Origin of the sequence: Faecalibacterium tardum (genome assembly GCF_040096515.1) — a bacterium.
In the GTDB taxonomy this organism is placed as follows: domain Bacteria; phylum Bacillota; class Clostridia; order Oscillospirales; family Ruminococcaceae; genus Faecalibacterium; species Faecalibacterium tardum.
Genome location: NZ_JBBMEO010000004.1, coordinates 121,783 through 144,671, shown reverse-complemented (window position 1 = coordinate 144,671; position 22,889 = coordinate 121,783). Strand labels below are relative to the sequence as shown.

The following is a 22,889-nucleotide window of genomic DNA, read 5'->3' as shown; positions in this document are numbered from 1 at the left end:
GACCGCTGCCAGCGGCAGAAACAGGGAGGAGCTGTTGGGGCTGCGGCCAGCAGGATGCGCGTGCCGCCCAAGGCACGGTGCAGCCGCTGGGAGCCACGACCCGGGTTCCTATTCTGCGCGGCTCGCGACATCCGCCCGCACACGTATTGCATCTGTTTCTGACCTGTGATACCATACAGGTAAGCAAAACGATACAGACGGAGGATTTTTTCCATGATCTACGATACCCTGAACAACCTGCCCAACTATCTGGGCGTAAGCGACAATCTGGACACCGTGATCGAATACATTATGGCGCGGGATATCACCACCCTGCCTGCCGGGCGCACCCGCATTGATGGGGACAAGGCGGTGGTCACCGTGAGCACCGTCACGCCCCAGACGTCCGACAAGGCGCTGTTCCAGCGACACGACAACCATATCACGCTGGAGACTGACTTGGACGGCAGTGAGCTGTTTGAGGTAAGCCTTGCGGAGCTGACCCCCACCAAGCCCACCGATGAAGCCGCCGACACCACCGTAGGCACCGCCGGTACCAGCGTTGCCGGGATGCTGTGCGAGGGACGCTTTGCCCTGTATCTGGCCGGGGAACCGTATAAATCCGGCCTGAAGGCGCAGGGCTGCGGCAAGCTGAAAAAGGCCGTGTTCAGCATTGAGCTGGACCCGGATGAGGAAGAAACGGAAGAATAACTGAAAGGAGACTTTCTGTATGGGATTTTTTGCTGTACTGGCTGCAAGTCTGTTTGCCGTATTTATTTTTATTGTATTCGGCGGCTATTCGCTGCTGCTCTGGTGTCAGCAGTCCCTGTGGATGGTTGTTCCTCCCGCGCTGGTGCTGGCTGTTCTGGTCTGGACATTTTTGAAAATGGACGATAAGATCACCGCCCTGCAAAAGCGGGTGGATGAACTGGAAGCCGCACAAAAAAGCACGGAGAAGCTTGAAAAATAATACAGCGCCGCCCTTCGCAGAAAAACCTCTCTGCAAAGGACGGCGCTGTTTTTTTGAACGCTTTCACGTTAGTCTGCCGGTGGCTACAGATTCAGCAGGACATTCACCCGGAAGAGGTGTTCCTCTGTCTCCAAGTGCAGACTGCCGTTGTATTTGTGCACCACCGTCTCGGCGGATACCAGCCCGATGCCGGTGCCCTCGTGCTTGGTGGAGTGCAGGATGCCCTGCTGCTTTTTCAGCACGCCGTCGTAATGGTTCTCTACCACAAGCCCCAGCATGGCGGGGCTGAGCATCTGCGCCATCACCTGCACCCGGCGCTGCTCCGGCGGCAGCTTCTGGCTGGCGTGCAGGGCGTTTTCCAGCAGATTGCCCAGAATGGTGCACAGGTCGGCCTCCGGCATGGGCAGCTGCCGGGGCAGTGCCAGCTTCCACTCCACAGGGACACCCTGCTGCCCGGCCGCGTGGTCGTAATATCCGGCCAGCGCATCCACGGCGGCGTTGGCGCACAGGCTGGGGCGGTGCTCACTGAGTTCGCTTTCATACTGGCGCAGATAGCTTTTCAGCTCCTCCAACTGCCCGGTCTCGGTCAGTCCGGCGATCACATGCAGGTGCTGCCGGAAGTCGTGCCGCAGACGGCGGGTGTTGTCCAGATAGGTCTGCAACTCCATATACCGGCGGGATTCCATGGCCAGCAGCTGGTTTTCCCGGTCCAGCCGGGCGTTGCGGGCGAACTCCCGGGCAACGCGGTACATCTCGTACAGCAGCAGAAAGATGCCGAACAGCGAGATGGACACCGCCAGCACCGAGATGATCTTCAGCCGCCCGACCAGCACCACGGCGGGGTTCAGCGGCATACAGTACACCAGAAAAACGGCATAGAGAGCGGGCAGCGGCCATGCGGACTGCCAGAAGGCTTCGCCGCTGTATTCCCGCAGCAGCCACCGGCTCCACTGCACGGCGGTGAACCAGAACAGCACGGTGAGCACCGTGGCAAGGCCCAGCCGCAGCAGCGCCGTGGAGGCAAGGCAGACCGTCTGTGGGTTGGAGATCTCGGCCCGGGCGTTGAGTACCGTCGACAGCAGGGAACACACCGCCATCATCACGGCAGAGATGGAAAATAAAAAGGCGGTCTGGCTTACGGTCACTTCCGGCGTTACCCGCCAGCGCAGCAGCCAGAAGGAGACCAGCACGATGGCGGGCAGAAGAGAATTGCTGTTCTGCCCGAACACGGTGCAGAGCGCGGCGCAGCCGATGCACAGCAGGGTGATGCACCCGGCGGCAATGCAGGCAGTGCGCCTGGGGGTGCGCAGCTTTTCCCACAGGGATGCCAGACACAGAAACGCGCTGGGGTACAGCAGTGCAAAATCCAGAAAATAACGGCCGAACAGGGCAAGATCCATGGCGGCTGCTCCTTTCCTCAATGCAGTTCCTGCCGCATGTGGCGGAACTGGTACTGTGTAAAGCGGGCAAGCAGGGTGCATTTATCCTTTTGCCGTACCGGCAGGCAGGTGCCGTCCAAGATCTCGATGCAGTCCTCCCCAAACCGCAGCACCTTGTCCATATTGATGATAACGCCCCGGTTGCAGCTCATAAAGTTTTCCCGTGCGGTAAGCTTTTCTTCGATCTGCGCAAAGCTGCACATGGCGCGGTACTCGCCATCCTCGGTGGTGATCAGGACGTAGTGGTTCCGGGCAATGGCATACAGCACCTTGCACAGCGGCAGCTGAATGCTCTGGCGGGCAATGCGGATCTCAAGTTCCGGCTCCTTACAACGCAGCGCCCGCCGCAGCTCGGCGGCAAGGTGCTCGAATTTTTCCTCCTGATAGGGCTTGAGCAGGTAATCGAAGGGGTGCACCGGAAAGGCATCCCATACATATTCCGGCGAGGAGGTCACAAATACGATCAGCACCTCCGGGTCGGCCTGCCGCAGCCGGCGGGCGGTCTCGATGCCATTGGTGCCCGCCATGCAGATATCCAGAAACACCACGACGTATAAGCCGGGCTCTGTTGCGGCGCGGAGAAAATCATCCCCGCAGGTAAACCATGTGCATTCGGCTTCGGGCAGTTGCTGTTGCAGCAGTTCCTCCAGCCGCTGGGCGTCTAGGGTCTGATCCTCTACGATGGCGATTGGCAGTGCCATCCATATACCCTCTTTCTCCATTCATTGTTCCTTTATTATAGCATACTGCGGCGGGAAGGGCATCTGCTTTTTTGCACAAAACGCTCCATTTTGCGCGCCGAGCGCCGCCCTGCGCACCCGCAGCGGGCGACTGCCAAAAAGTTTTGGTTGACAGATACGGCGAATCATGTTATTCTTTTGTTGATTTTGAGAGACACCGCCTTGCAGAGTCTTTTCAAAGCAATTTACTCGGGACCGCCCAAACGGGGCTAAGGCCATACGGACAGCCGGGTCCACTGCCGACCGGCGGCGCAAGCTGCCATTATTGATTGAGTTTGAAGCTCGAATTTTATAAGTTGGTTCCTTTACAACCATGAAATTGCGCAGCCTATGCGCAGACTTGTGAAACGGTCAATAAGAGTAGTAAAAGTGTAGTTGCTATATAGACTCTCATCATCCCGTCTTTTTGAATCGCAAATAACGCGCAGCACCGGCATTTAAGGCTGGGTGCTTTATCAGCGCGGAAAAAGCTTTTCCAAGCGCAGGTCTGCATATTTGTGCAGTGCCTGCGCTTTTTTGTTGTGCAAAAAGAGAACAGGGACGGAGGAAAAGATGAACGAGAACAAAGCGCGTTCCCGGCTGGATCAGCGCCGTGCGCCTATCTACGAGGCGCTGGAGCGGTTCCGGCAGATGCGGGTGGTGCCTTTTGACGTGCCCGGCCACAAGCGGGGCCGCGGCAACCCGGAGCTGACCGCTTTTCTGGGTCAGCAGTGCGTGGGCGTGGACGTGAACAGTATGAAGCCGCTGGATAACCTTTGCCACCCGGTGTCGGTCATCCGGGAAGCTGAGGAGCTTGCTGCCGATGCCTTTGGCGCAGCACACGCCTTTTTAATGGTGGGCGGCACCACCAGCAGCGTGCAGAGCATGGTACTTACCGCCTGCAAACGGGGCGATGAAATCATTCTGCCCCGCAATGTGCACCGCAGCGTGCTGAACGCGCTGGTGCTGTGCGGCGCTGTGCCGGTGTATGTGAACCCGGAGGTGGATAAGCGCTTGGGCATCTCGCTGGGCATGAAGCGGGAGCAGGTGGCCAAGGCCATCAAGGAGCACCCCAACGCCGTGGCCGTGCTGGTGAATAACCCCACCTACTACGGCATCTGCTCCGATCTGCGTGCCATCGTAAAAATGGCGCACGATGCCGGAATGCTCTGCCTTGCGGACGAAGCCCACGGCACCCATTTCTACTTTGGCGGCGGTCTGCCGGTGTCTGCCATGGCGGCAGGCGCGGATATGGCTTCGGTGTCCATGCACAAGAGCGGCGGCAGCCTGACCCAGTCCAGCCTGCTGCTCATCGGCCCCAATGTGCATCAGGGCTATGTGCGCCAGATCATCAACCTGACCCAGACCACCTCCGGCAGCTACCTGCTGATGTCCAGTCTGGATATCTCCCGCCGCAATCTGGCGCTGCGGGGACGGCAGGTGTTCCATCAGGTGGCAGACATGGCCGAGTACGCCCGCGAGGAGATCAACGCCGTGGGCGGCTACTACGCCTTTGGCAAGGAACTGTGCAACGGCGATTCCGTCTTTGATTTCGACACCACCAAGCTCAGCGTCCATACGCTGGATATCGGTCTGGCCGGCATCGAGGTCTACGACATCCTGCGCGACGAGTACGATATCCAGATCGAGTTCGGCGACATTGGCAACATCCTTGCTTACCTGTCCATCGGCGACCGCCCGCAGGAGGTGGAGCGTCTGGTCAGTGCTCTGGCCGAGATCAAGCGTCGCTACCGCACCGATGGTTCGGGTCTGCTGAGTCAGGAATACATCGACCCTGTGGTGGCTGCCAGCCCGCAGGAGGCCTTCTATGCCCCCAAAAAGAGCCTGCCCCTGCGGGAGACCGAGGGCATGGTGTGCAGCGAGTTCGTCATGTGCTATCCCCCGGGCATCCCCATCCTTGCACCCGGCGAGCGCATCACCAAGGAGATTTTGAACTATATCGAGTACGCCAAGGCCAAGGGCTGCAGCATGACCGGCCCGGAGGACCCTGAAATTTTGCACCTGAATGTTCTGGCATAAGGAGGGAAAAAGATGGAATTTTGGTTTTCAGAGTTTCACACCCCGGATGTGAAGCACAGCATCCGTGTGAATAAGCAGCTCTATTCCAAGCAGAGCGATTACCAGCGCATTGATATCTTTGAGACCCCGGAGTTCGGCCGAGTGCTCACGCTGGACGGCAACGTGATGCTGACCGAGCGCGACGAATTCATCTACGATGAAATGATCGTCCATGTGCCCATGGCGGTGCACAAGGAGGCCAAGGACATTCTGGTCATCGGTGCCGGAGACGGCGGCGTGGTGCGGGAGCTGACCCGCTACGACCGCGTGGAGCGCATCGACCTTGTGGAGATGGACCCGCAGGTGGTGGAGGCCTGCCGCGCCTACCTGCCCGGCAATGCCTGCCGTATGGATGACCGCCGGGTGCATATCTACTTTGAGAACGCCTTGAAGTATATCCGCCGCTGCGAGGAAGAGTACGACCTGATCATCGTGGACTCCTCCGACCCCTTCGGCCCTTCCGAGGGTCTGTTCACCCGCGAGTTCTACGGTAGCTGCTTCAATGCCCTGAAAGAGGACGGCATCATGGTCAACCAGCAGGGCAGCCCCTTCTACGCCGAAGATGCCAGCGCTATGCAACGCAGCCACAAGCGTATTGCGTCCACCTTCCCCATCAGCAGGGTGTATCAGGCACATATCCCCACCTTTGCGGCGGGGTACTGGCTGTTCGGCTTTGCAAGCAAAAAATATCATCCCATCGATGATCTGGACGCTGAATCGTGGAAGGCGCTGAATATGCGCACCCGCTACTACACCACAAAACTGCATATCGGAGCATTCTACCTGCCGGCTTTTCTGGAGGAGATGCTGCGGGAAGTGGAGGAACACTGATGCACCCCAACGTTGAGAACTTTATCGGCTGCGACAGCAGCTACCGCGCCGCCAGCATCGTGCTGTACGGTGCGCCTTACGATTCCACCACCAGCTACCGCCCCGGCGCACGGTTTGGCCCGGCGGCCATCCGGCACGAGAGCTATGGTCTGGAAACTTACAGCCCCTACCAGAATGCCGACCTAACCGATTTTGACGTGTTCGACAGCGGCGATCTGGAGCTGTGCTTTGGCTCCAGCGAGCTGGCACTGGCCGATATTGAGGCCCGGGCAGAGGAGATTTTGAAGGACGGCAAGTTCCCGCTGCTGCTGGGCGGCGAGCATTTGGTCACACTGGGCGCGGTACGGGCTGCGGTGAAGAAATATCCCGACCTGCACATCGTCCACTTCGATGCCCATGCCGACCTGCGGGACGACTATTTGGGCGCAAAGCTCAGCCACGCCTGCGTGCTGCGCCGCTGCCACGAGCTGGTAGGGGATGGCCGCATCCATCAGTTCTGCATCCGCAGCGGCGACCGGGCAGAGTTCGAGTTTGCTGCCCAGCACACCGAGATGCACAAGTTCGATTTTACCGGCCTTGCCGAGCTGACCGCACAGCTGTGCGAGAGCAAGGTGCCGGTGTACCTGACCATCGATCTGGACTGCCTTGACCCTTCCTGCTTCCCGGGTACCGGTACCCCGGAGGCCGGCGGCGTAAGCTTTTTGCAGCTGCTGGATGCCATCCGTACCGTGACAAAAGCCAACATCATCGGCGCAGACCTGAACGAGCTGGCCCCCACGCTGGACACCACCGGCGTTTCCACCGCCACCGCCTGCAAGGTGCTGCGCGAGACTTTGATCGCGCTGGACAAGGGCTGGCCGGGCTTTCAGGTATAAATACGAACCTACCATTTTATAGATAAAGGAGTAACCGACATGAGCAAAGTTCTGATCATCGGCTGCGGCGGCGTGGCCTCTGTTGCCATCCATAAGTGCTGCCAGGTGCCCGAGGTGTTCACCGAGATCTGCATCGCCAGCCGTACCAAGGCAAAGTGTGATAAGCTGGCTGCCGAGCTGGCTCCCACCACTACTACCAAGATCACCACCGCACAGGTGGACGCAGACAAGGTGGAGGAGGTCATCGCCCTCATCAAGGCCTACCAGCCCGACCTTGTGATGAATATCGCCCTGCCTTATCAGGATCTGACCATCATGGACGCCTGCCTTGCCTGCGGCGTCAACTACATGGATACCGCCAACTACGAGCCCGAGAACACCGACGACCCGGAGTGGCGCGCCATCTATGAAAAGCGCTGCAAGGAGGCCGGCTTCTCTGCCTACTTTGATTACAGCTGGCAGTGGGCTTACGCCAAAAAGTTCGAGGAAGCTGGTCTGACCGCCCTGCTGGGCAGCGGCTTTGACCCGGGTGTGACCCAGGCATACTGCGCCTACGCCAAAAAGCATGAGTTCGATACCATCGACACCATCGACATTCTGGACTGCAACGGCGGCGACCACGGCTATGCTTTTGCCACCAACTTCAACCCCGAGATCAACCTGCGCGAGGTGTCTGCCCCGGGCAGCTACTGGGAGAACGGCCACTGGGTAGAAATTCCCGCTATGAGCATCAAGCGGGAGTACAACTTCGATCAGGTGGGCGACAAGGATATGTACCTGCTGCACCACGAGGAGATCGAGTCTCTGGCAAAGAACATCCCGGAGGCAAAGCGCATCCGCTTCTTCATGACCTTTGGCCAGAGCTATCTGGACCACATGCGCTGTCTGGAGGACGTGGGCATGCTGTCCACCACCCCTGTCAATTTCAACGGACAGGAAATCGTGCCCATCCAGTTCCTCAAAGCTCTGCTGCCGGACCCCGCCAGCCTTGGCCCCCGTACCAAGGGCAAGACCAACATCGGCTGCATCTTTACCGGCAAAAAGGACGGCAAGGACAAGACCTACTACATCTACAACGTCTGCGACCATCAGGAGTGCTACAAGGAAGTGGGCTCTCAGGCCATCAGCTACACCACCGGCGTGCCGGCTATGTGCGGTGCCCTGATGCTGCTCACCGGCAAGTGGACCACCAAGGGCGTGCACACTGTCGAGGAGTTTGATCCCGATCCGTATCTGGATGCACTGGACAAGTACGGCCTGCCCCGCTCCGAGAGCCACAACCCGGCTCTGGTGGACTGATGCGGGTGCGCGACAGCCGCCCGCCCTTTGCGGGGCTGGCAAACCTGTCCGAGGAGCAGCTGCACCGCCTGCCCACGCCCTGCTACCTGCTGGACGAAGCCCAGCTGCGCCGCAACGGCGAAATTCTGCTGGGGGTGCAGCAGCGCACCGGCTGCCGTATTCTGCTGGCGCAGAAAGCTTTTTCCAACTTTAACGTCTACCCGGTGCTGGCACCCTATCTGGCCGGTACCGAGGCCAGCGGCCTGTACGAGAGCCATTTGGGCAGGGAAGAGCTGCCGGAGAAGGAAAACCATGTGTTCTGCGCCGCCTACCGGGCAGATGAGTTTGAGGAATTGCTGCAATACGCCGACCACATCGTGTTCAACTCGCCCAGCCAGCTGGCAAAATTCGGCCCGGCGGCAAAGGCGGCGGGCAAAAGCATCGGTCTGCGCATCAATCCGGAGCGCTCCACGCAGGAGGGGCACGAAATTTACGACCCCTGCGCCCCCGGCAGCCGTCTGGGCACTACCCGCGCCCAATGGGATGCCGCAGTAGCCGCGCACCCGGAGCTGCCCGCTCTGCTGGACGGTCTGCACTTCCACACCCTCTGCGAGCAGGACGCGGACGCGCTGGCGGTGACGCTGGCAGCGGTGGAGGAAAAGTTTGCCGACCTGCTGCCCAAGATGCAATGGCTCAATTTCGGCGGGGGACACCACATCACCCGCCCGGGCTACGCCCTTGCTACGCTGGAAAGCTGCATCCTATCGGTGCGGCAGAAGTACGGCGTACAGGTGTATCTGGAGCCCGGCGAGGCTTGGGCGCTGAACGCGGGCTATCTGGTTACCACCGTGCTGGACACCCTGTGCAACGGGGATACCCGTCTTGCCATTCTGGATATGTCCGCAGCCTGCCACACCCCGGACGTCATCGAGATGCCCTACCGCCCGCCGCTGCTGGATGCCGGTGAGGCAGGGGAGAAGGCACACACTGTCCGGCTGGGCGGCCCCACCTGCCTTGCGGGGGATATCATCGGGGATTACAGCTTTGATGCACCTCTTGCTGAGGGGGATAAGCTCATCTTCGGCGATATGGCCATCTACACCACCTGCAAGAACAACACCTTCAACGGCATGCCCCTGCCGCCCATCTGGCTGCTGGGCGCAGACGGCAATTGCCGGGAGCTGGTGCACTTCGGTTATCAGGACTTCAAAATGCGCTTGGGCGCACAGTAAAATAAAAAGCGTTTGTCACGGCCTGCGGGCTGCGACAAACGCTTTTTTCATGAAAGGGGTCGTTAAGGTGAACGGCAGATAAAACAAAAAGCACCACACATCTCTGTGTGGTGCTTTGGTTCTGGTAGAGATTACCGGGCTGTTGTAATCACGGTGACCCTCTTGCAGTCCATGCACGGCGCTCTCCCGGTTGAGCAAAACCCTCACTCGGTTGGCCTTAACAAAAAAGCACCACACGTTTCTGTGCAGTGCTTTTCTTTCTGGTGGAGATTACCGGGATCGAACCGGTGACCTCTTGCATGCCATGCAAGCGCTCTCCCAGCTGAGCTAAACCCCCAGATGTCTTGTCTTGTGCCTGACGACGTGTGTAATTATACCAGCCACAGGGGCGCTTGTCAACAGTTTTTTGAAAATTTTTTGCAGCAAAAAATCCCCGCAGGGCGTGTGCCCGGCGGGGATCGGAAAGCAGGGGAGAGCTCTTTTTGAGAAAACTACACCTTAGCGTGCCTGACGGTCGAAGATCTGCGGGGCCACACGGCACAACAGCACAGCGGCCACCATGGTGAGCAGGGTCTCGGGCAGCATATAACTGCCGTTGTAGGTCAGGCTGTAAGTCCATGCGGCCAGACCATCATTCAGGTTGCCCCAGACCAGCACGCCGGACAAAAAGCTGCACATAAAGCGCAGGAAACCGGCGGCAAAGGTGCCCACGGCCACGCCTACGGTGCGGTTCTTGAAGGGGCGGGCGAACAGCTCGGCCAGACCCAGTGCCATAAAGGCCAGCACATAGTCCAGCAGCACCTCACCGAGGAAGTAGAGGAAGGTGGAAGCGGGAGGAGGGTAGAAGCCCATGATCATTTGCAGGCAGGCGTTCACGAAACCGGTGAACAGGCCCCACTTTGCGCCGTGGCGGAAGGACACCAGCACAAAGGGCAGCATGCTCAGCAGGGTAATGCTGCCGCCGTTGGGCATGGTGAAGAACTTGATGTTGGAAAGCACCGTGCCAATGGCGATCATCAGGGCGCATTCCACCAGAATACGGGTCTTGGAATAGGTTTTGGACATGATGAAAAAAATTCCTCTCTCATAGTAGTACACAAAAACAAAATGCGCCTGCTGGCAGCAGACGCATGGAGGTTTGTTGAACGTACCGGACAGTTCCGCAAACTCCCTACGCCGGCATTGCCCGGATCAGGTAAAGGGTACTCCGCATTATGCGGATCTCAGCCTTACGGCACCCCTGTTTTTATGTCCGCCCACAGTATACGCGCCGGGGGACAAAAAGTCAAGCCCGCAGACATATTCCGCCCCGGCAGCGCGTATGTTATACCATTGCAAAGCTGGAACGCAGGGAGGCGGGATATGAAAGCCGATCCAGAACAGCGCGCCGTGCAGCTGGGGGAGTACATTGCTGCCCACAACGCCACGGTGCGGGCAGCGGCGGCTGCGTTCGGGTGCAGCAAGTCCACCGTGCACAAGGATGTTGCCGTGCGGCTGCGCAGCATCAGCCCTGCGCTGTACGGGCAGGTGCGTGCCGTGCTGGCGCGCAACAAGGCCGAGCGCCACCTGCGAGGCGGTGCTGCCACCCGGCGCAGATACAGCCGCCGCTAAAGCCAAAAAAGACCACTGCCCTGCGCAGCGGTCTTTTTTGACTGGGACGATTTTGAATGGCCGCCGCGCTGCTTTGGCCATATTCAGAGGAAAGCATGATTATAATTCGTGGTTCAAAAACACCTGCGGGTGCTTTTGAACCGCTTTTTCATAGGGGCGCAGAGAAAAGCGGCTGCTTTCATCCCCCGGTGTGAAACTGCTGCAGCGCGCCCTTTTCCAGTCGGCTTACCTGTGCCTGACTGATGCCGATCTCCTGCGCTACCTCCATCTGCGTTTTGCCGCGCAGATACCGCAGCTCCATGATGCGCTTTTCCCGGGGGGAAAGCGCGGCTACCGTATCGCGGAACTGCAACCCGCTGATCCAGCTCTCCTCGCTGTCCGGGTCGCGCACCTGATCGATCACATACATGGCATCGCCGCCGTCGGTGTACACCGGCTCATCAAGGCTGAGCGGTTCTACCACCGACTCCAGCGCGGCGGTCACCTCGCGCCGGGCAAGCCCCGCTGCTGCGGCGATCTCGTCCATGGTGGGCTCGCGCCCTAGCTGCTTTTCCAGCGTTTCCCGCGCCTGCATGGCACGGTAGGCGGTGTCCCGCAGGGTACGGCTTACCCGCAGGGCGTTGTTGTCCCGCAGAAAACGCCGGATCTCCCCGATGATCATGGGCACGCCGTAGGTGGAGAACCGCACCGGCTGCGCGGGGTCAAAATTGTCGATGGCCTTGATCAGCCCGATGCACCCCACCTGAAACAGGTCGTCCAGATTCTCGCCCCGCTGGGCAAACCGCTGCACCACGCTGAGCACCAGCCGCAAATTGCCCTCCACCATCCGCGCCCGGGCAGCCTTGTCCCCGGCGTGGGCAAGGGTGAGCAGCTGCCGCTTTTCCGCCTCGGTCAGCACCGGCAGCTGCCCTGTGTTCACGCCGCATAGCTCCACCTTGTTGTACATCCAAACGCCCCCGGTCTTTTAGCTTTACCGGAAGTATGGCTCTGTGCGCCGGGCGCTATGCGTGGAAAAAATTGAGCGCCCCTCCGCAAAAGAGGGGCGCTTTGTAGACAAAGCTGTAATTTTATGGTATGCTGTGACTGGCGGCGCAAGCCGTCCATCAGGCGCTGTGCCCACAAACGCAGGCGGCTACCTTCTCTGTTGGCAAACTGACGCTCGTTTCCATTGCGGAACGACCCAGAACGACCCGGGAGGAGGTTCAATCAGATTGAGCAGCACTTCCCGGAGTTTTAACGAAGGGGGGTGAGCAGGACATGACGATCTCCGAAATCATCGCAGCGTTGTCGCTTGCCGTCAACGTTGTCCGCGCAGTGTTCGACATTGCATGGAAGATTACCATGGAACGCAAGAATGCAAAAAAAGATTGACCGCCAACGCTTCCCCAAGCAACGGTCAATCTTGACTCGCCAATGAGAAGCTAGCCGTTTGCAGGGCCAGCGCCTCTTGTGTTTTCATTATACACGTTCCAATGTAGAATGTCAAGCGCTACGCCCGCTGTTACTCGCTCTCCAGCCGGGCTTTCAGGGTATGGATGATGCGCTTTTCCAGCCGGGAAATATAACTCTGGCTGATGCCAAGGGCATCGGCGGCTTCCTTCTGGGTGCGCTCCACGCCGTCGGTAAGGCCGAAACGCAGTTCCATGATCTGCCGCTCCCGTGCCGAGAGCGCCGCCACGGCGCTGCGCAGTACCGCGCGCTCGGCGTCCTGCTCCAGCTGCTGGCTTACCGCGTTGGCGTCGCTGCCAAGGATGTCCGAGAGCAGCAGCTCGTTGCCGTCGCCGTCCACGTTCAAAGGCTCGTCGATGCTGGTCTCCTGCCGGCGGTTGGAGCTTTTGCGCAGGTACATCAAGATCTCGTTGCCGATGCAGCGGCTGGCGTAGGTGGCAAGCTTGATGCTGCGGGCAGGGGTGAAGGTGTTTACCGCCTTGATCAGCCCAATGGTACCGATGCTTACCAAGTCCTCGGCGGGCACGCCGCTGTTCTCGTACTTTTTTGCCAGATACACCACCAGCCGCAGGTTGTGGGTGATCAGCTCCTCGCGGGCGGCTGCGTCCCCGGCAGCCATGCGGTCAAGCAGGGCTTTTTCCTGCTCGGGGCTCAGGGGCGGGGGCAGGCTTGGCCCGCCTGCCAGATAATGCACCGCGCCGCAGTAGCGCAAATGCCCCCACAGCCACCGCCAGACTTGCCGTAAAAACTGCAACATGGAAATCCCTCCTGTGCATCAAATATTATATGTATTATAGGGGGCTTACACCCCCGCCTCCTCCGCTACGTCATCCCCCAACAGCAGCGTCCACGCGCCAGTGGGGGCATCCGGCGCGCAAAAGGCCGCCAGCAGGCCGGGCACACGGTGCTGCCCGCAGCATAGCACAGCGGGTACGGCCGGCAGCAGGCAGTGGCCGGTAACGGCGGCGCAGGGCACAAACTGCACCCCCAGCCCCGGGGGCGGGGCAGCACCGGCGGCAAACCAGCTGTCTAAGGTTTCCCGCAGCGGCGCGGGCAGCCGACTGCGCACCGGCGGGTACTGCACCAGCACCACCCGCCGCCCGGCAAGGGGGTCTTGCAGGGTAAAGCCGGTGTCATGGTAGGCCTGCACGGGCACAGCTGCTCCCGCAAGGTGAAGCACGGCGGCAAAGCAGCCCCGCTGCGGGCGGCCAAACACCGCCAGCAGCCCGCGCAGCAGTGCATACACCCCGGCGCAGCACAGCAAAAGCCGCCCCGGGCGCACCGGCAGCAGCACGCTCAGGTTATTGGCCTGTACCCCGGGCAGCACCACCGCGCCGCACAGCAGGCCGTTCAGCGCCGCGTACCACCCGCACAGCCGGGCAAAGCTGCGCGCGCCGGGCACGCCGTAGCACACCGCCACCACCCCGCAGCAGCTGGCTATTTTATATAGTATCGCCAGCGGGGCGGGCCACGGCGGCGCCAGCAGGGCAAGGGTGCTTGCCGCAGCCGCCGCGCTGCCCACGCACAGCCGCAGCCCGGTGCAGCTGCGCCCGCACAAAAGCCCCGCGCCCAGCAGCAGCGCGGCGGCTGCAGCAAAGTTTACCAGCAGCAATTCGTCCACAAAAACAACTGTTTTCATTGTGCAGCACCGCCTTATGGTTCTGGTAATTCTATTTTTCACAAATTTGCGAAAAAACTTGTCACACCAGAAAAACCCGCATGAACAGTGCACATTTGCTACAAAAGCGGGGACGAGGTTTCACAGTTTTTACACTTTTTTCAAAAAAGTACTTGAACATTTCTGGAAAGTGTGGTATATTATTGCCATCCTAGCAAGGATTGAACCGGAAACACCGGTTCGAAAATATTTTTTCTATTTTTGAAGGGAGTAATTCATTATGATGATGCCTGCAAATTTCTCTGCTGTGTCTGAGAACGAGATGACCTACGTTATGGGCGGTAGCGTTGCTGACTACCTGGCACCCGCTATGGGCGCTGCTCAGTGGCAGAACTTCCACAAGAACCTGATTACCATCGTTGGTAACAAGTACGTTCAGGGCTTCCTGGACAACACCGTTGGCGCTGTGTTCAGCGGCACCTGGACCCCCGGCGACGGCCTGACCGGCTTCGGCGGCCAGTTCAGCACCATTTGGAAGAAGAACTACACCGATAATGTGACCGATAAGTCCACTGGCGCTCAGAAGTTCGGCTACGGCGCTCTGGGCGTTGTGAACAGCATCCTGAACGTTGCTGGCAACCTGGCTGCTATCTACAACCTGGGCTTCGGCACCGCTAAGAACGTTGTCAGCGAGAACGTTTGGAAGGTTGCCTAATCAGTTTAGCTGATTAGCTCATGCTTGCGTGACTGTACCCTTAGGGGTGCAGGGAACATACTAGCATAATAACACCCCCGTGGGCTTATGCCTGCGGGGGTGTTTTTTTACCCCTTCCGTCTCGCTGCGCTCGCCAGCTCCCCCAAGGGGGCGCCTTTTGGCAATGCCGGAAAGTTTGCCATCACCGCCCAAAGCCGTCCCCTTGGGGAAGGTGGCTGCGAACGAAGTGAGCAGACGGAAGGGGTACACTCCGGGGAGTCGCTAACCGGAAAAAACAAGACTGAGAGGGTTTTCCCACGTTCACACTTCTTTTACCAGTCTGTTACTTTCCGTTTTGTGCTGTTTGTGGTATACTATGGTCAACATGGGTCACCATGGCAACATTGAAACAGACAGGATGTGAAATCCTCTTATGAAAGATGGTTTTTTAAAGGCAGCTGCCTTTTCGCCCGCGCTGCGGGTGGCAGACTGCACTTATAACGCGCAGCAGGTGCTGGCGCAGCTGCAAGCTGCCGCGCAGCGCGGGGTAAAGCTGGCGGTATTCCCGGAGTTTTGCCTTACCGGCTACACCTGCGGCGATTTGTTTTTGCAGCGCACCTTGCAGCAGGGCGCACTGGATGCGCTGGAGTGGCTGCTTGCGCAGACCTGCACGCTGGATACCGTAGCGCTGGTGGGCTTGCCGCTGCTGGTGCACGGCAAGCTGTACAACTGCGCCGCTGTGCTGTGCCGGGGGCAGCTGCTGGGCATCGTGCCCAAGACCTACCTGCCCAACTACGGCGAGTTTTACGAAAAGCGTCAGTTCACCCCCGGCAGCACCGAGGTGCAGACGGTGACCGTCTGCGGGCAGCAGGTGCCCTTTGGCACATCGCTGCTGTTCCGCTGCCGCCAGATGCCCAGCTTTGTGCTGGGTGTGGAGCTGTGCGAGGATTTGTGGAGCGCGCTGCCGCCTTCCACCTTCCACGCACTGGCGGGCGCTACCGTCATCGCAAACCTTTCCGCCAGCGATGAGACCGTGGGCAAAGCCGAGTACCGCCGCGCGCTGGTGGCAAACCAGTCTGCCCGGCTGCTGTGCGGCTACCTGTACGCCTCGGCAGGGCACGGCGAAAGCACCACCGACATGGTGTTTGCCGGGCACGACCTCGTTGCCGAGGACGGCAGCATTCTGGCCGAGACTGCGCCCTTTGCGGACGATTACGCTGAGACCGAGCTGGACTGCCAGCGCATGGAGGCCGAGCGTGCCCGCAACACCAGCTTTGAGCACACTGCCGAGGGCTATGTCACGGTGGAATTTGACCTTACACCGGAGGAAACGGTGCTCACCCGCCGCATCGACCCCGCGCCCTTTGTGCCGGGCGACCCGCAGCGCCGCGCCGCCCGGTGCGAGCTGATTTTAAAGATGCAGGCCGACGGCCTTGCCAAGCGGCTGGAACACGCCCACGCAAAAACAGCGGTCATTGGTATTTCCGGCGGCTTGGACAGCTGCCTTGCCCTGCTGGTGGCAGTGCGCGCCATGAAGCAGCTGCACCGCCCCGCCGCCGATGTGCTGGCGGTGACCATGCCCTGCTTTGGCACTACCAAACGCACCCGCAGCAACGCCGAGATTTTGTGCGAGGAGCTGGGCGTAAGCTTTCAGGAAATTCGCATCGCCAACACTGTGCGCAGCCACTTTGCGGATATCGGGCAGGACGAGACTGTGCTGGACGTTACCTTTGAAAACGGGCAGGCGCGTGTGCGCACGCTGGAGTTGATGGACCTTGCCAACCGCACCGGCGGCCTTGTGGTGGGCACGGGCGACCTTTCGGAGCTGGCGCTGGGCTGGGCTACCTACAACGGCGACCACATGAGCATGTACGGCGTGAATGCCGGTGTGCCCAAAACGCTGGTGCGCTATCTGGTGCAGTACGAAGCCGAAGCCGCCGCCACCGCCGCTTTGCACGATGTGCTGCTGGATATTCTGGCTACCCCGGTCTCGCCGGAGCTGCTGCCCGCCAAGGACGGCGAAATTGCACAGATCACCGAGGATTTAGTGGGCCCCTACGAGCTGCACGATTTTTACCTGTATTATGTGCTGCGCTGCGGCTTTGGCCCGGCAAAGATCTACCGGCTGGCAAAGGCTGCTTTTGCGGGCAGGGCAGAGTATACGGACGCCGTGCTGTACAAGTGGCTGCGCAACTTTTACTGGCGCTTTTTTGCCCAGCAGTTCAAGCGCAGCTGCCTGCCGGACGGCCCCAAGGTGGGCAGTGTGACCCTTTCGCCCCGGGGCGACTGGCGGATGCCCAGCGACGCCTGCGCCACCCTCTGGCTGGCTGAGCTGGAGCAGCTCAAGCCCGGGGAGCAGTAAGCCATGAAGAAGAAAAAGCTTTTGACCAATATCCTGTTTGCGGTGGTGGTGCTGGCCATAGCAGCGGTGCTGCTGGCCGTGCGCAGCCACAACGCCACAGGTGGAAAACTGACTGCCCAGCTGATTTACGGCGATAGCAACACCGTGCTGGACATTCCGCTGGAAAAGGACGAGACTTACAGTGTGGACACCGGTTATTATACGGTGCATATAGAGGTAAAGGACGGCAGAGCGCGGTTTGTTGAATCGCCCTGCCCGGATCACATCTGCGAGGGCTTTGGCTGGCTGTCGGCGGAGGATCAGACCGCCACCTGCCTGCCCGCCCGCGCCGTGCTGACCATCGTTCCGGTGGGCTAAAAAAGGAGTATTCTCATGTTGGACGAAAACGAGCATTCCCGCAAGGAGGACGGTCGTTCCCTGCACCGTCTTTTGCACAAGGCTGAGCAGCAGGACGCTACCGTGGTGGTGGACAGCGCCGCGTTTTTCTCGGAGCTGCCGCCGGAGCAGGCTGCGCCGCCCCGCCGCCCGCAGCAAAACACCCCCCGCAGCACTGCTGGCGGGGAGAATGGGGCGTACCTGCCCCCGAAACGAGGGAAGATCTTGCTGACCGTACAGGCAATTTTAAGCGTTCTGGTGCTGGTGCAGCTCTGGCGCACCCAGATGCTGCCGGTGCTGTATCTGGTGGTGCTGGCGGCGCTGCTGGCGCTGCTGTGGCTGCTGGTCAAGCGCTGTCAGGAGTACAAAACTGCAGGCACCGTGTCCCGGGTGTTCTCGGTGGTGCTGTGCGCCGCCATGGCAATGGGCTGCGTGTGGGCGCAGCAGGGCCTTGCAGCGCTGGACAATATGACCAATGGCTTTTTGAGCAACGCCGAGGCGAATAAGATCACCAAAGAGCCTTTTGTGGTGTACCTGAGCGGCGTGGATACCCGCGGTGATCTGACTGATAAAGCACGAAGCGATGTGAATATCATTGCCGCCGTGAACCCCGTTACCAAGCAGGTGGTGCTGATCAACACCCCGCGCGATTACTATGTGGACCTTGCCGGAACGAACAGCAAGGATAAGCTGACCCACGCCGGGCTTTACGGCGTGCAGACCAGCATGGACACCCTCGGCAACCTGTACGGGGTGGACGTGCAGCACTACATCCGCATCAATTTTGCAGGGTTCATCAACGTTATTGATGCACTGGGCGGCGTGGACGTGTACTCCGATCAGGCGTTCACCTCAGTAGGCAGCCCCGGCTACTACGACCCCACCACCTTTGTGGAGGGGTGGAACCATCTGGATGGCAAGGCTGCGCTGGCCTTTGCCCGCGAGCGCCACGCCTTTAAGACCGGCGATGTGCAGCGCGGCATCAACCAGATGAAGGTGATCGATGCCATGCTGAACAAGATCAAGTCCCCGGCGCTGCTGATGGGCTTTACCAAGATTCTGGATGCTGTTTCCGACAGCTTTGTTACCAGCCTTTCTACCAACCAGATCAGCGCGCTGGTGCGCATGCAGCTGAGCGATTTTGCAGAGTGGAATATTGAACGCTACACCGTTACAGGCACCTCCGGCAGCAGCACCAAGTGCTACTCTGCCAAGGGGCAGAAGCTCTACGTCATGAAGCCGGATGAAGCCTCTGTGGCAAAGGCCAAAGAGATGATCGCGGCGGTGATGGGCGGCGAAGGCACGGTAAGCTCCACCACCCAGACCCCGGAAAAGACGGATGTGTACACCCCCACCACTGACCCCGATGCCGCTGTCTCGGTGCCCGAGACGCCTGCCGACAGCGTGATCGTGGAAGAACCTGCGGAAAGCGTGCCGGAGCAGCCCGCCGAACAACCGGCAGAGCAACCCACCGAGCAGCCCGCAGAGACGCCCGCCGAGCAGCCCGCAGCTACCGAGACGCCCCAGCCGGAGACCACCCCCGCCGAGGGCGGCAGCACCGAGACGCCCGCTGTCAGCCTGCCCACGCAGGAGCAGGTAGAACAGGCCGCAGGCTCGCTGTACAGCGCTGCCTCCACCGTGCTGGACGCCATCCTTGGCGCAGGCGGGAACTGAGCAGTCCCTTTTGCGTGAAAAGGCATCCCGGGAAAATCCGCAGATTTTCCCGGGATGCAATTTAAAATAATTATTCCGCTAAATATGCCCAAAGCGCACGCGGCGGGCGTTTTCAATGGTCTTGCAAGCGACAAAAAGGCCACTGCACAAATACTGTGCGGTGGTCTTTTTTGCGTTACAACAACAAAAAACGCTGCCTGCACGCAGCAGACAGCGCAAAAACACAAAAGGGAAAACGAGATAGACCGTAAGCCGGGTTCTGTATTAAACGACGATCTGTCTAGGCCTGCCATTGCTGACAGGCTCGTGCCGCCTTCGGGACACGCGAGCAGCGCTGTACGTCCCATATAGGCGTTGCTTCCGGTAGGGTTTACAAAGCCGCATGGTCACCCATGCGCTGGTGAGCTCTTACCTCGCCGTTTCATCCTTACCGCATTGCTGCGGCGGTTTGTTTTCTGTTGCACTTTCCCTAAGGTCACCCTCGGCTGCCGTTAGCAGTTACCGTGCTCTGTGAGGCCCGGACTTTCCTCAGAGCGGTCAAAGCCGCCCCGCCGCCGTATGTTCCACTCGTTTTCCGTTCCTCATGATACCATAAAAAAGTAAGATTTGCAAGTGAAACGGATTTTTGTTATAATATCATTTGTGTTTTTTGTGGATTTTGCAGGGGAGGGGCAGGCCATGCAGCTGTATTTTGCCGTGCCAGATACGGCTACCACCCACGATGGGGTGCTGGTGCGCAGCTTTCTGCGCCAGTGTGCTGTCTCTACGGACCTTGCCCGGGCAGTCAAGTTCCGGGGTGGCGGCTTTTTTGCGGACGGTGTGCCCGTGCTGGCAAACCGGCGCATCTTTCCCGGGCAGGTGTTCTCCTTTGCGCTGCCGCCGGAAGGGGATGGCGTGACCCCGCAGCCGGAAATTCCGGTCAAGGTGGTCTACGAGGACGCCTTTGCGGTGGTGCTGGAAAAGCCGCCGCAGCTGGCGGTGCATCCCACCCTGAACTACCCCGGTGGTACGCTGGCAAACGGCTACGCCGCGTGGGCGGCAGAACACGGCCACAGTCCGGTGTTCCGTCCGGTGAACCGTATTGATAAGGACACCAGCGGCCTTGTGCTGGCGGCGAAAAACGCCTACGCAGCGCCGCTCTTGGCGGGCGGGGTGGCAAAGCTGTACTATGCCATTGCGCAGGGTGCGCTGCCGCTGGGGGAAGGGGTCATCGATGCACCCATCGGCCGCCGGAGCGACAGCATCATCGGGCGCTGCGTTACCCCCGAGGGCAAGCCCAGCCGCACTGAATATACTATTATAAAGGAAGAAAACGGCCTTAGCCTTGCGGCCTGCGTGCCGGTGACTGGCCGCACCCACCAGATCCGGGTGCATTTTGCGTCCATCGGCCATCCGCTTGCCGGAGACGACCTCTACGGCGGCAGCCGGGAGCGCATTGGCCGGCAGGCGCTGCACTGCGCCAGACAAAGCTTTACGGTGCCTGTATACACCCCGCTGCCGGACGGTATCCGGGTAGAAATGCCCTTGCAGCTGCGCAACGTTACGGTGGAAAGCCCGCTGCCGCCGGATATGGAAGGGCTTTTTTCGTGAAAACTGCGTGAAAAAAGTAGCCAAATTTTATGTAAGCGCTTGTTTCAAACCGTGCAAAGTGTATAATAAAAAGAGAGCGTATTGTGTACAGGCCCTGTTGGCCTTTTGAACAGGGGAACGTACACCATCTAGCTGCTGTGTTCCGGGCCGAAAAAATGCCCTGCAGCGGCGCAGGAAGGAGAAAAATCCCGTTGACTGAAGATAAAACAAAGGAGCAGCAGCCCGCTGCGCAGCCGGTACGGCAGCCCCGCCGCCAGAAGCTGCGCTCGCTGTGGGCGCAGTTCCAGTGCCGGGGTGTGCTGCGGCGGCACAGGCTGCGGCGCAAGCGCCAGCACCGCCGGGAAACGTTGTGGCGTAAGCTGCTGCATAACCCCGTAGCACCCATAGTGGGCGAGACGTTGTACGCCGTAGGCTTTTCTGCCGAGTATGCCGTGGTCCGCACAGGACGCCGCTTGCAGCACGGCTTGCAGCGTCTGCTGCGGGCGGGCAAAGATTTGCTGAAAAATATCGCATCCATGGCCTTTCCCGGGGCGGCGCAGCTGCTGCGGGATCTGTTCGGCCCGGTAGTGCTTGCCCTGCGGGGCACCGGGGCGCTGCTGCGCCACGCACATCGGGTGCGCAAGGAAAATGGCTTTGGCGCTGCGCTGCGCGCAAGCGGGCACTTCCTTGCCCATGGCATTGCTGATAACATCCGTCTTGTGCCCCGCATGGCCATGTATGTGCTGCCGGTGGCAGCGCTGGCTGTTATGGTGACTGTGTTCCAGACTACCATCCGCCAGCCCTACGCCTTGCAGGTACAGGTGGATGACAAGACCGTGGGCTATGTGGCCAACGAAGAGGTGTTTAACTCTGCGCTGGAGGCCGTGCAGCAGCGTATCAATTATTCCGGTGCAGAACAGGCGCGCTTTACCGTGGAGCCTACTTATTCCGTGACCGTCGCCCATGACGTGATGGACGAAAATGACGTGGCTGACGCTATCCTCAAAACCTCCAGCGACCAGATCAGCGAGGGCACGGCTTTGTATCTGGACGGTGAGCTGACCGCCGTGTGTGCGGACGGCAGCAGCCTGCAACGATACATCAGCGGCCTGCTGGAACCCTACGAGAACCCCGATGACCCCAACACCACTGTGGGCTTCAACAAGGATGTCACGCTGGAAAACGGCATCTACTTCAACGAGAGCTTCCAGAAGGAAGCCGAGGTGGAGCAGCTGCTCTCCGGCGTGCAGCAGGCGGAAAAATCCTATACGGTGCAGAGCGGCGATACCATTTGGTCCATTGCCCAGAAAAACGGCCTGACCGTGAAGGAACTGTGCGAAATGAACACCGGCTTTACCGCCAACGGGGAAAACGGCCTGACCCAGAACTCCAAGATCCTGCCCGGCGATGCACTGACCGTGGTGCGGGAGGAGGAAACGCTGGAGGTGCGCATCACCAAGGTGGAAAGCTGGGAGGAAGAGATCGCCTACACCACCGAGACCACCAAATCCAAGGAGCTGAACTCCGGTACCAAGCGTGTTACCCAGAAGGGCGAGAACGGCATCCGCACCGTGACGGCACAGCGGGTGTACGATGCAAACGGCAATCAGCTTTCCCAGCAGATTCTGAGCACTGTGGTGACCAAGGAGCCTGTGACCGAAAAAGTTACGGTGGGCACCAAAAAGGTGTCCTCCGGTGCATCCTATATCACCGGCAGCGGACGGTTTATCTGGCCGGTGCCCGGCTATCGGAACTGCTCCCGCTGGTACGGCGGCAGCCACAAGGGCGTGGATATCTGCGCCGCAGCCGGTACGCCTATCTATGCTTCGGCAGGCGGTACGGTGACCAAGGCCGGCTACAACCGCGCCGGTGCAGGCAACGGCTACGGCAACTCCATCATCATCAGCCACGGCAACGGCTACACCACCTTGTACGCCCACTGCCTGTCGCTGGTGGTGCACGCCGGTCAGTCGGTCAAGCAGGGTCAGCTCATCGGCTATGTGGGCAGCACCGGACGTTCCAGCGGCAACCACTGCCACTTCGAGATCCGGCGCAACGGCTCTTACATTGCACCACAGAACGTGTTCAACCGCAGCAAATATCGGTAAATAGCAGCAAGGGCTTTTCCACAGGGG

The 22,889-nt window shown here is 59.8% G+C and carries 21 protein-coding genes, 1 tRNA gene, 1 other RNA gene and 1 riboswitch; of the genes, 14 read left to right on the top strand and 9 right to left on the bottom strand.

Annotated elements, in window-relative coordinates; translation table 11 throughout:
- A partial coding sequence (locus WMO44_RS05305) for a hypothetical protein (protein ID WP_349151976.1) occupies positions 1-215 on the bottom strand: 215 nt, incomplete at its 3' end.
- Here WMO44_RS05305 and WMO44_RS05300 point away from each other — a divergent pair.
- Both WMO44_RS05300 and WMO44_RS05295 read left to right on the top strand, forming a co-directional pair.
- Positions 214-690 (top strand): NanQ anomerase/TabA/YiaL family protein, encoded by a 477-nt coding sequence (locus WMO44_RS05300; RefSeq protein ID WP_349151975.1) that lies wholly within the window; start codon positions 214-216, stop codon positions 688-690. The genes WMO44_RS05305 and WMO44_RS05300 overlap by 2 nt on opposite strands.
- Positions 691-709: 19 nt before the next feature.
- Positions 710-949, top strand: a complete 240-nt coding sequence (locus tag WMO44_RS05295) for a hypothetical protein (RefSeq protein WP_349151974.1) — start codon at positions 710-712, stop codon at positions 947-949.
- 83 nt (positions 950-1,032) lie between these two features.
- On the opposite strand, the gene WMO44_RS05290 is transcribed toward WMO44_RS05295, so the two are convergent.
- Positions 1,033-2,349 carry a sensor histidine kinase gene (locus WMO44_RS05290; protein ID WP_349151973.1) on the bottom strand — a complete coding sequence of 439 codons (1,317 nt, stop codon included), beginning with the start codon at positions 2,347-2,349 and terminating at the stop codon, positions 1,033-1,035.
- Between the two features lie 17 nt (positions 2,350-2,366).
- A complete protein-coding gene (locus WMO44_RS05285) occupies positions 2,367-3,089 on the bottom strand; it encodes a LytR/AlgR family response regulator transcription factor (protein ID WP_349151972.1) in 723 nt (240 codons plus the stop codon).
- Between the two features lie 591 nt (positions 3,090-3,680).
- On the opposite strand from WMO44_RS05285, the gene WMO44_RS05280 reads away from it, so the two are divergent.
- Genes WMO44_RS05280 through WMO44_RS05260 form a run of 5 tightly spaced genes read left to right on the top strand, consistent with a single transcriptional unit; the run spans position 3,681 to position 9,402 of the window.
- Positions 3,681-5,147: an aminotransferase class I/II-fold pyridoxal phosphate-dependent enzyme gene (locus tag WMO44_RS05280; protein ID WP_055186640.1), complete on the top strand. Its 1,467-nt coding sequence runs from the start codon at positions 3,681-3,683 to the stop codon at positions 5,145-5,147.
- A 12-nt stretch (positions 5,148-5,159) separates the two neighbouring features.
- Positions 5,160-6,017: a polyamine aminopropyltransferase gene (gene speE / locus WMO44_RS05275; RefSeq protein ID WP_055186663.1), complete on the top strand. Its 858-nt coding sequence runs from the start codon at positions 5,160-5,162 to the stop codon at positions 6,015-6,017.
- Positions 6,017-6,892, top strand: a complete 876-nt coding sequence (speB, locus tag WMO44_RS05270; RefSeq protein WP_112090275.1) for an agmatinase — start codon at positions 6,017-6,019, stop codon at positions 6,890-6,892. The genes speE and speB overlap by 1 nt, the downstream gene beginning before the upstream one ends.
- Positions 6,893-6,931: 39 nt before the next feature.
- On the top strand, positions 6,932-8,191 hold the full coding sequence (locus tag WMO44_RS05265; RefSeq protein WP_005923191.1) for a saccharopine dehydrogenase family protein: 1,260 nt from the start codon (positions 6,932-6,934) through the stop codon (positions 8,189-8,191).
- The gene (locus tag WMO44_RS05260; RefSeq protein ID WP_349151971.1) at positions 8,191-9,402 is read left to right on the top strand and encodes a carboxynorspermidine decarboxylase; all 1,212 of its coding nucleotides are present in this window, start codon (positions 8,191-8,193) and stop codon (positions 9,400-9,402) included. The genes WMO44_RS05265 and WMO44_RS05260 overlap by 1 nt, the downstream gene beginning before the upstream one ends.
- 261 nt (positions 9,403-9,663) lie before the next feature.
- Here WMO44_RS05260 and WMO44_RS05255 read toward each other — a convergent pair.
- Both WMO44_RS05255 and thiT read right to left on the bottom strand, forming a co-directional pair.
- A tRNA-Ala gene (locus WMO44_RS05255) sits at positions 9,664-9,739 on the bottom strand.
- Between the two features lie 161 nt (positions 9,740-9,900).
- Positions 9,901-10,467, bottom strand: coding sequence for an energy-coupled thiamine transporter ThiT (gene thiT / locus WMO44_RS05250; protein ID WP_005923196.1), 567 nt, complete (start codon positions 10,465-10,467; stop codon positions 9,901-9,903).
- Positions 10,468-10,553: 86 nt separating this feature from the next.
- Positions 10,554-10,654: riboswitch (TPP riboswitch) on the bottom strand.
- A gap of 110 nt (positions 10,655-10,764) precedes the next feature.
- Between thiT and WMO44_RS05245 the strand changes: the two genes are divergently transcribed.
- Entirely contained in the window at positions 10,765-11,013 is a 249-nt protein-coding gene (locus WMO44_RS05245) for a sporulation transcriptional regulator SpoIIID (RefSeq protein ID WP_015537824.1), read from the top strand.
- A gap of 178 nt (positions 11,014-11,191) precedes the next feature.
- On the opposite strand, the gene sigG is transcribed toward WMO44_RS05245, so the two are convergent.
- The 3 genes from sigG to WMO44_RS05230 all read right to left on the bottom strand — a co-directional run bounded on the left by sigG (position 11,192) and on the right by WMO44_RS05230 (position 14,101).
- The gene (sigG, locus tag WMO44_RS05240; RefSeq protein ID WP_005923200.1) at positions 11,192-11,959 is read right to left on the bottom strand and encodes an RNA polymerase sporulation sigma factor SigG; all 768 of its coding nucleotides are present in this window, start codon (positions 11,957-11,959) and stop codon (positions 11,192-11,194) included.
- 555 nt (positions 11,960-12,514) lie between these two features.
- Positions 12,515-13,219 (bottom strand): RNA polymerase sporulation sigma factor SigK, encoded by a 705-nt coding sequence (sigK, locus tag WMO44_RS05235; protein WP_349151970.1) that lies wholly within the window; start codon positions 13,217-13,219, stop codon positions 12,515-12,517.
- A 45-nt stretch (positions 13,220-13,264) separates the two neighbouring features.
- Positions 13,265-14,101, bottom strand: coding sequence for a sigma-E processing peptidase SpoIIGA (locus WMO44_RS05230; RefSeq protein ID WP_349151969.1), 837 nt, complete (start codon positions 14,099-14,101; stop codon positions 13,265-13,267).
- 259 nt (positions 14,102-14,360) lie between these two features.
- Between WMO44_RS05230 and WMO44_RS05225 the strand changes: the two genes are divergently transcribed.
- From WMO44_RS05225 to WMO44_RS05210, 4 genes are all read left to right on the top strand, one after another.
- Positions 14,361-14,795 carry a hypothetical protein gene (locus tag WMO44_RS05225; RefSeq protein ID WP_349151968.1) on the top strand — a complete coding sequence of 145 codons (435 nt, stop codon included), beginning with the start codon at positions 14,361-14,363 and terminating at the stop codon, positions 14,793-14,795.
- Positions 14,796-15,207: 412 nt separating this feature from the next.
- On the top strand, positions 15,208-17,136 hold the full coding sequence (locus tag WMO44_RS05220) for an NAD(+) synthase (RefSeq protein ID WP_349151967.1): 1,929 nt from the start codon (positions 15,208-15,210) through the stop codon (positions 17,134-17,136).
- Positions 17,137-17,139: 3 nt separating this feature from the next.
- Complete coding sequence (locus WMO44_RS05215) at positions 17,140-17,493, top strand: NusG domain II-containing protein (protein ID WP_055184911.1); 354 nt, start codon at positions 17,140-17,142, stop codon at positions 17,491-17,493.
- 15 nt (positions 17,494-17,508) lie between these two features.
- On the top strand, positions 17,509-19,185 hold the full coding sequence (locus WMO44_RS05210; RefSeq protein ID WP_349151966.1) for an LCP family glycopolymer transferase: 1,677 nt from the start codon (positions 17,509-17,511) through the stop codon (positions 19,183-19,185).
- A 232-nt stretch (positions 19,186-19,417) separates the two neighbouring features.
- On the opposite strand, the gene rnpB is transcribed toward WMO44_RS05210, so the two are convergent.
- An RNA gene (gene rnpB, locus WMO44_RS05205) (RNase P RNA component class A) lies at positions 19,418-19,755 on the bottom strand.
- A gap of 108 nt (positions 19,756-19,863) precedes the next feature.
- Between rnpB and WMO44_RS05200 the strand changes: the two genes are divergently transcribed.
- Complete coding sequence (locus WMO44_RS05200) at positions 19,864-20,775, top strand: RluA family pseudouridine synthase (protein WP_349151965.1); 912 nt, start codon at positions 19,864-19,866, stop codon at positions 20,773-20,775.
- Between the two features lie 191 nt (positions 20,776-20,966).
- Positions 20,967-22,862: a LysM peptidoglycan-binding domain-containing M23 family metallopeptidase gene (locus WMO44_RS05195; RefSeq protein ID WP_349151964.1), complete on the top strand. Its 1,896-nt coding sequence runs from the start codon at positions 20,967-20,969 to the stop codon at positions 22,860-22,862.
- Positions 22,863-22,889: the final 27 nt, after the last annotated feature.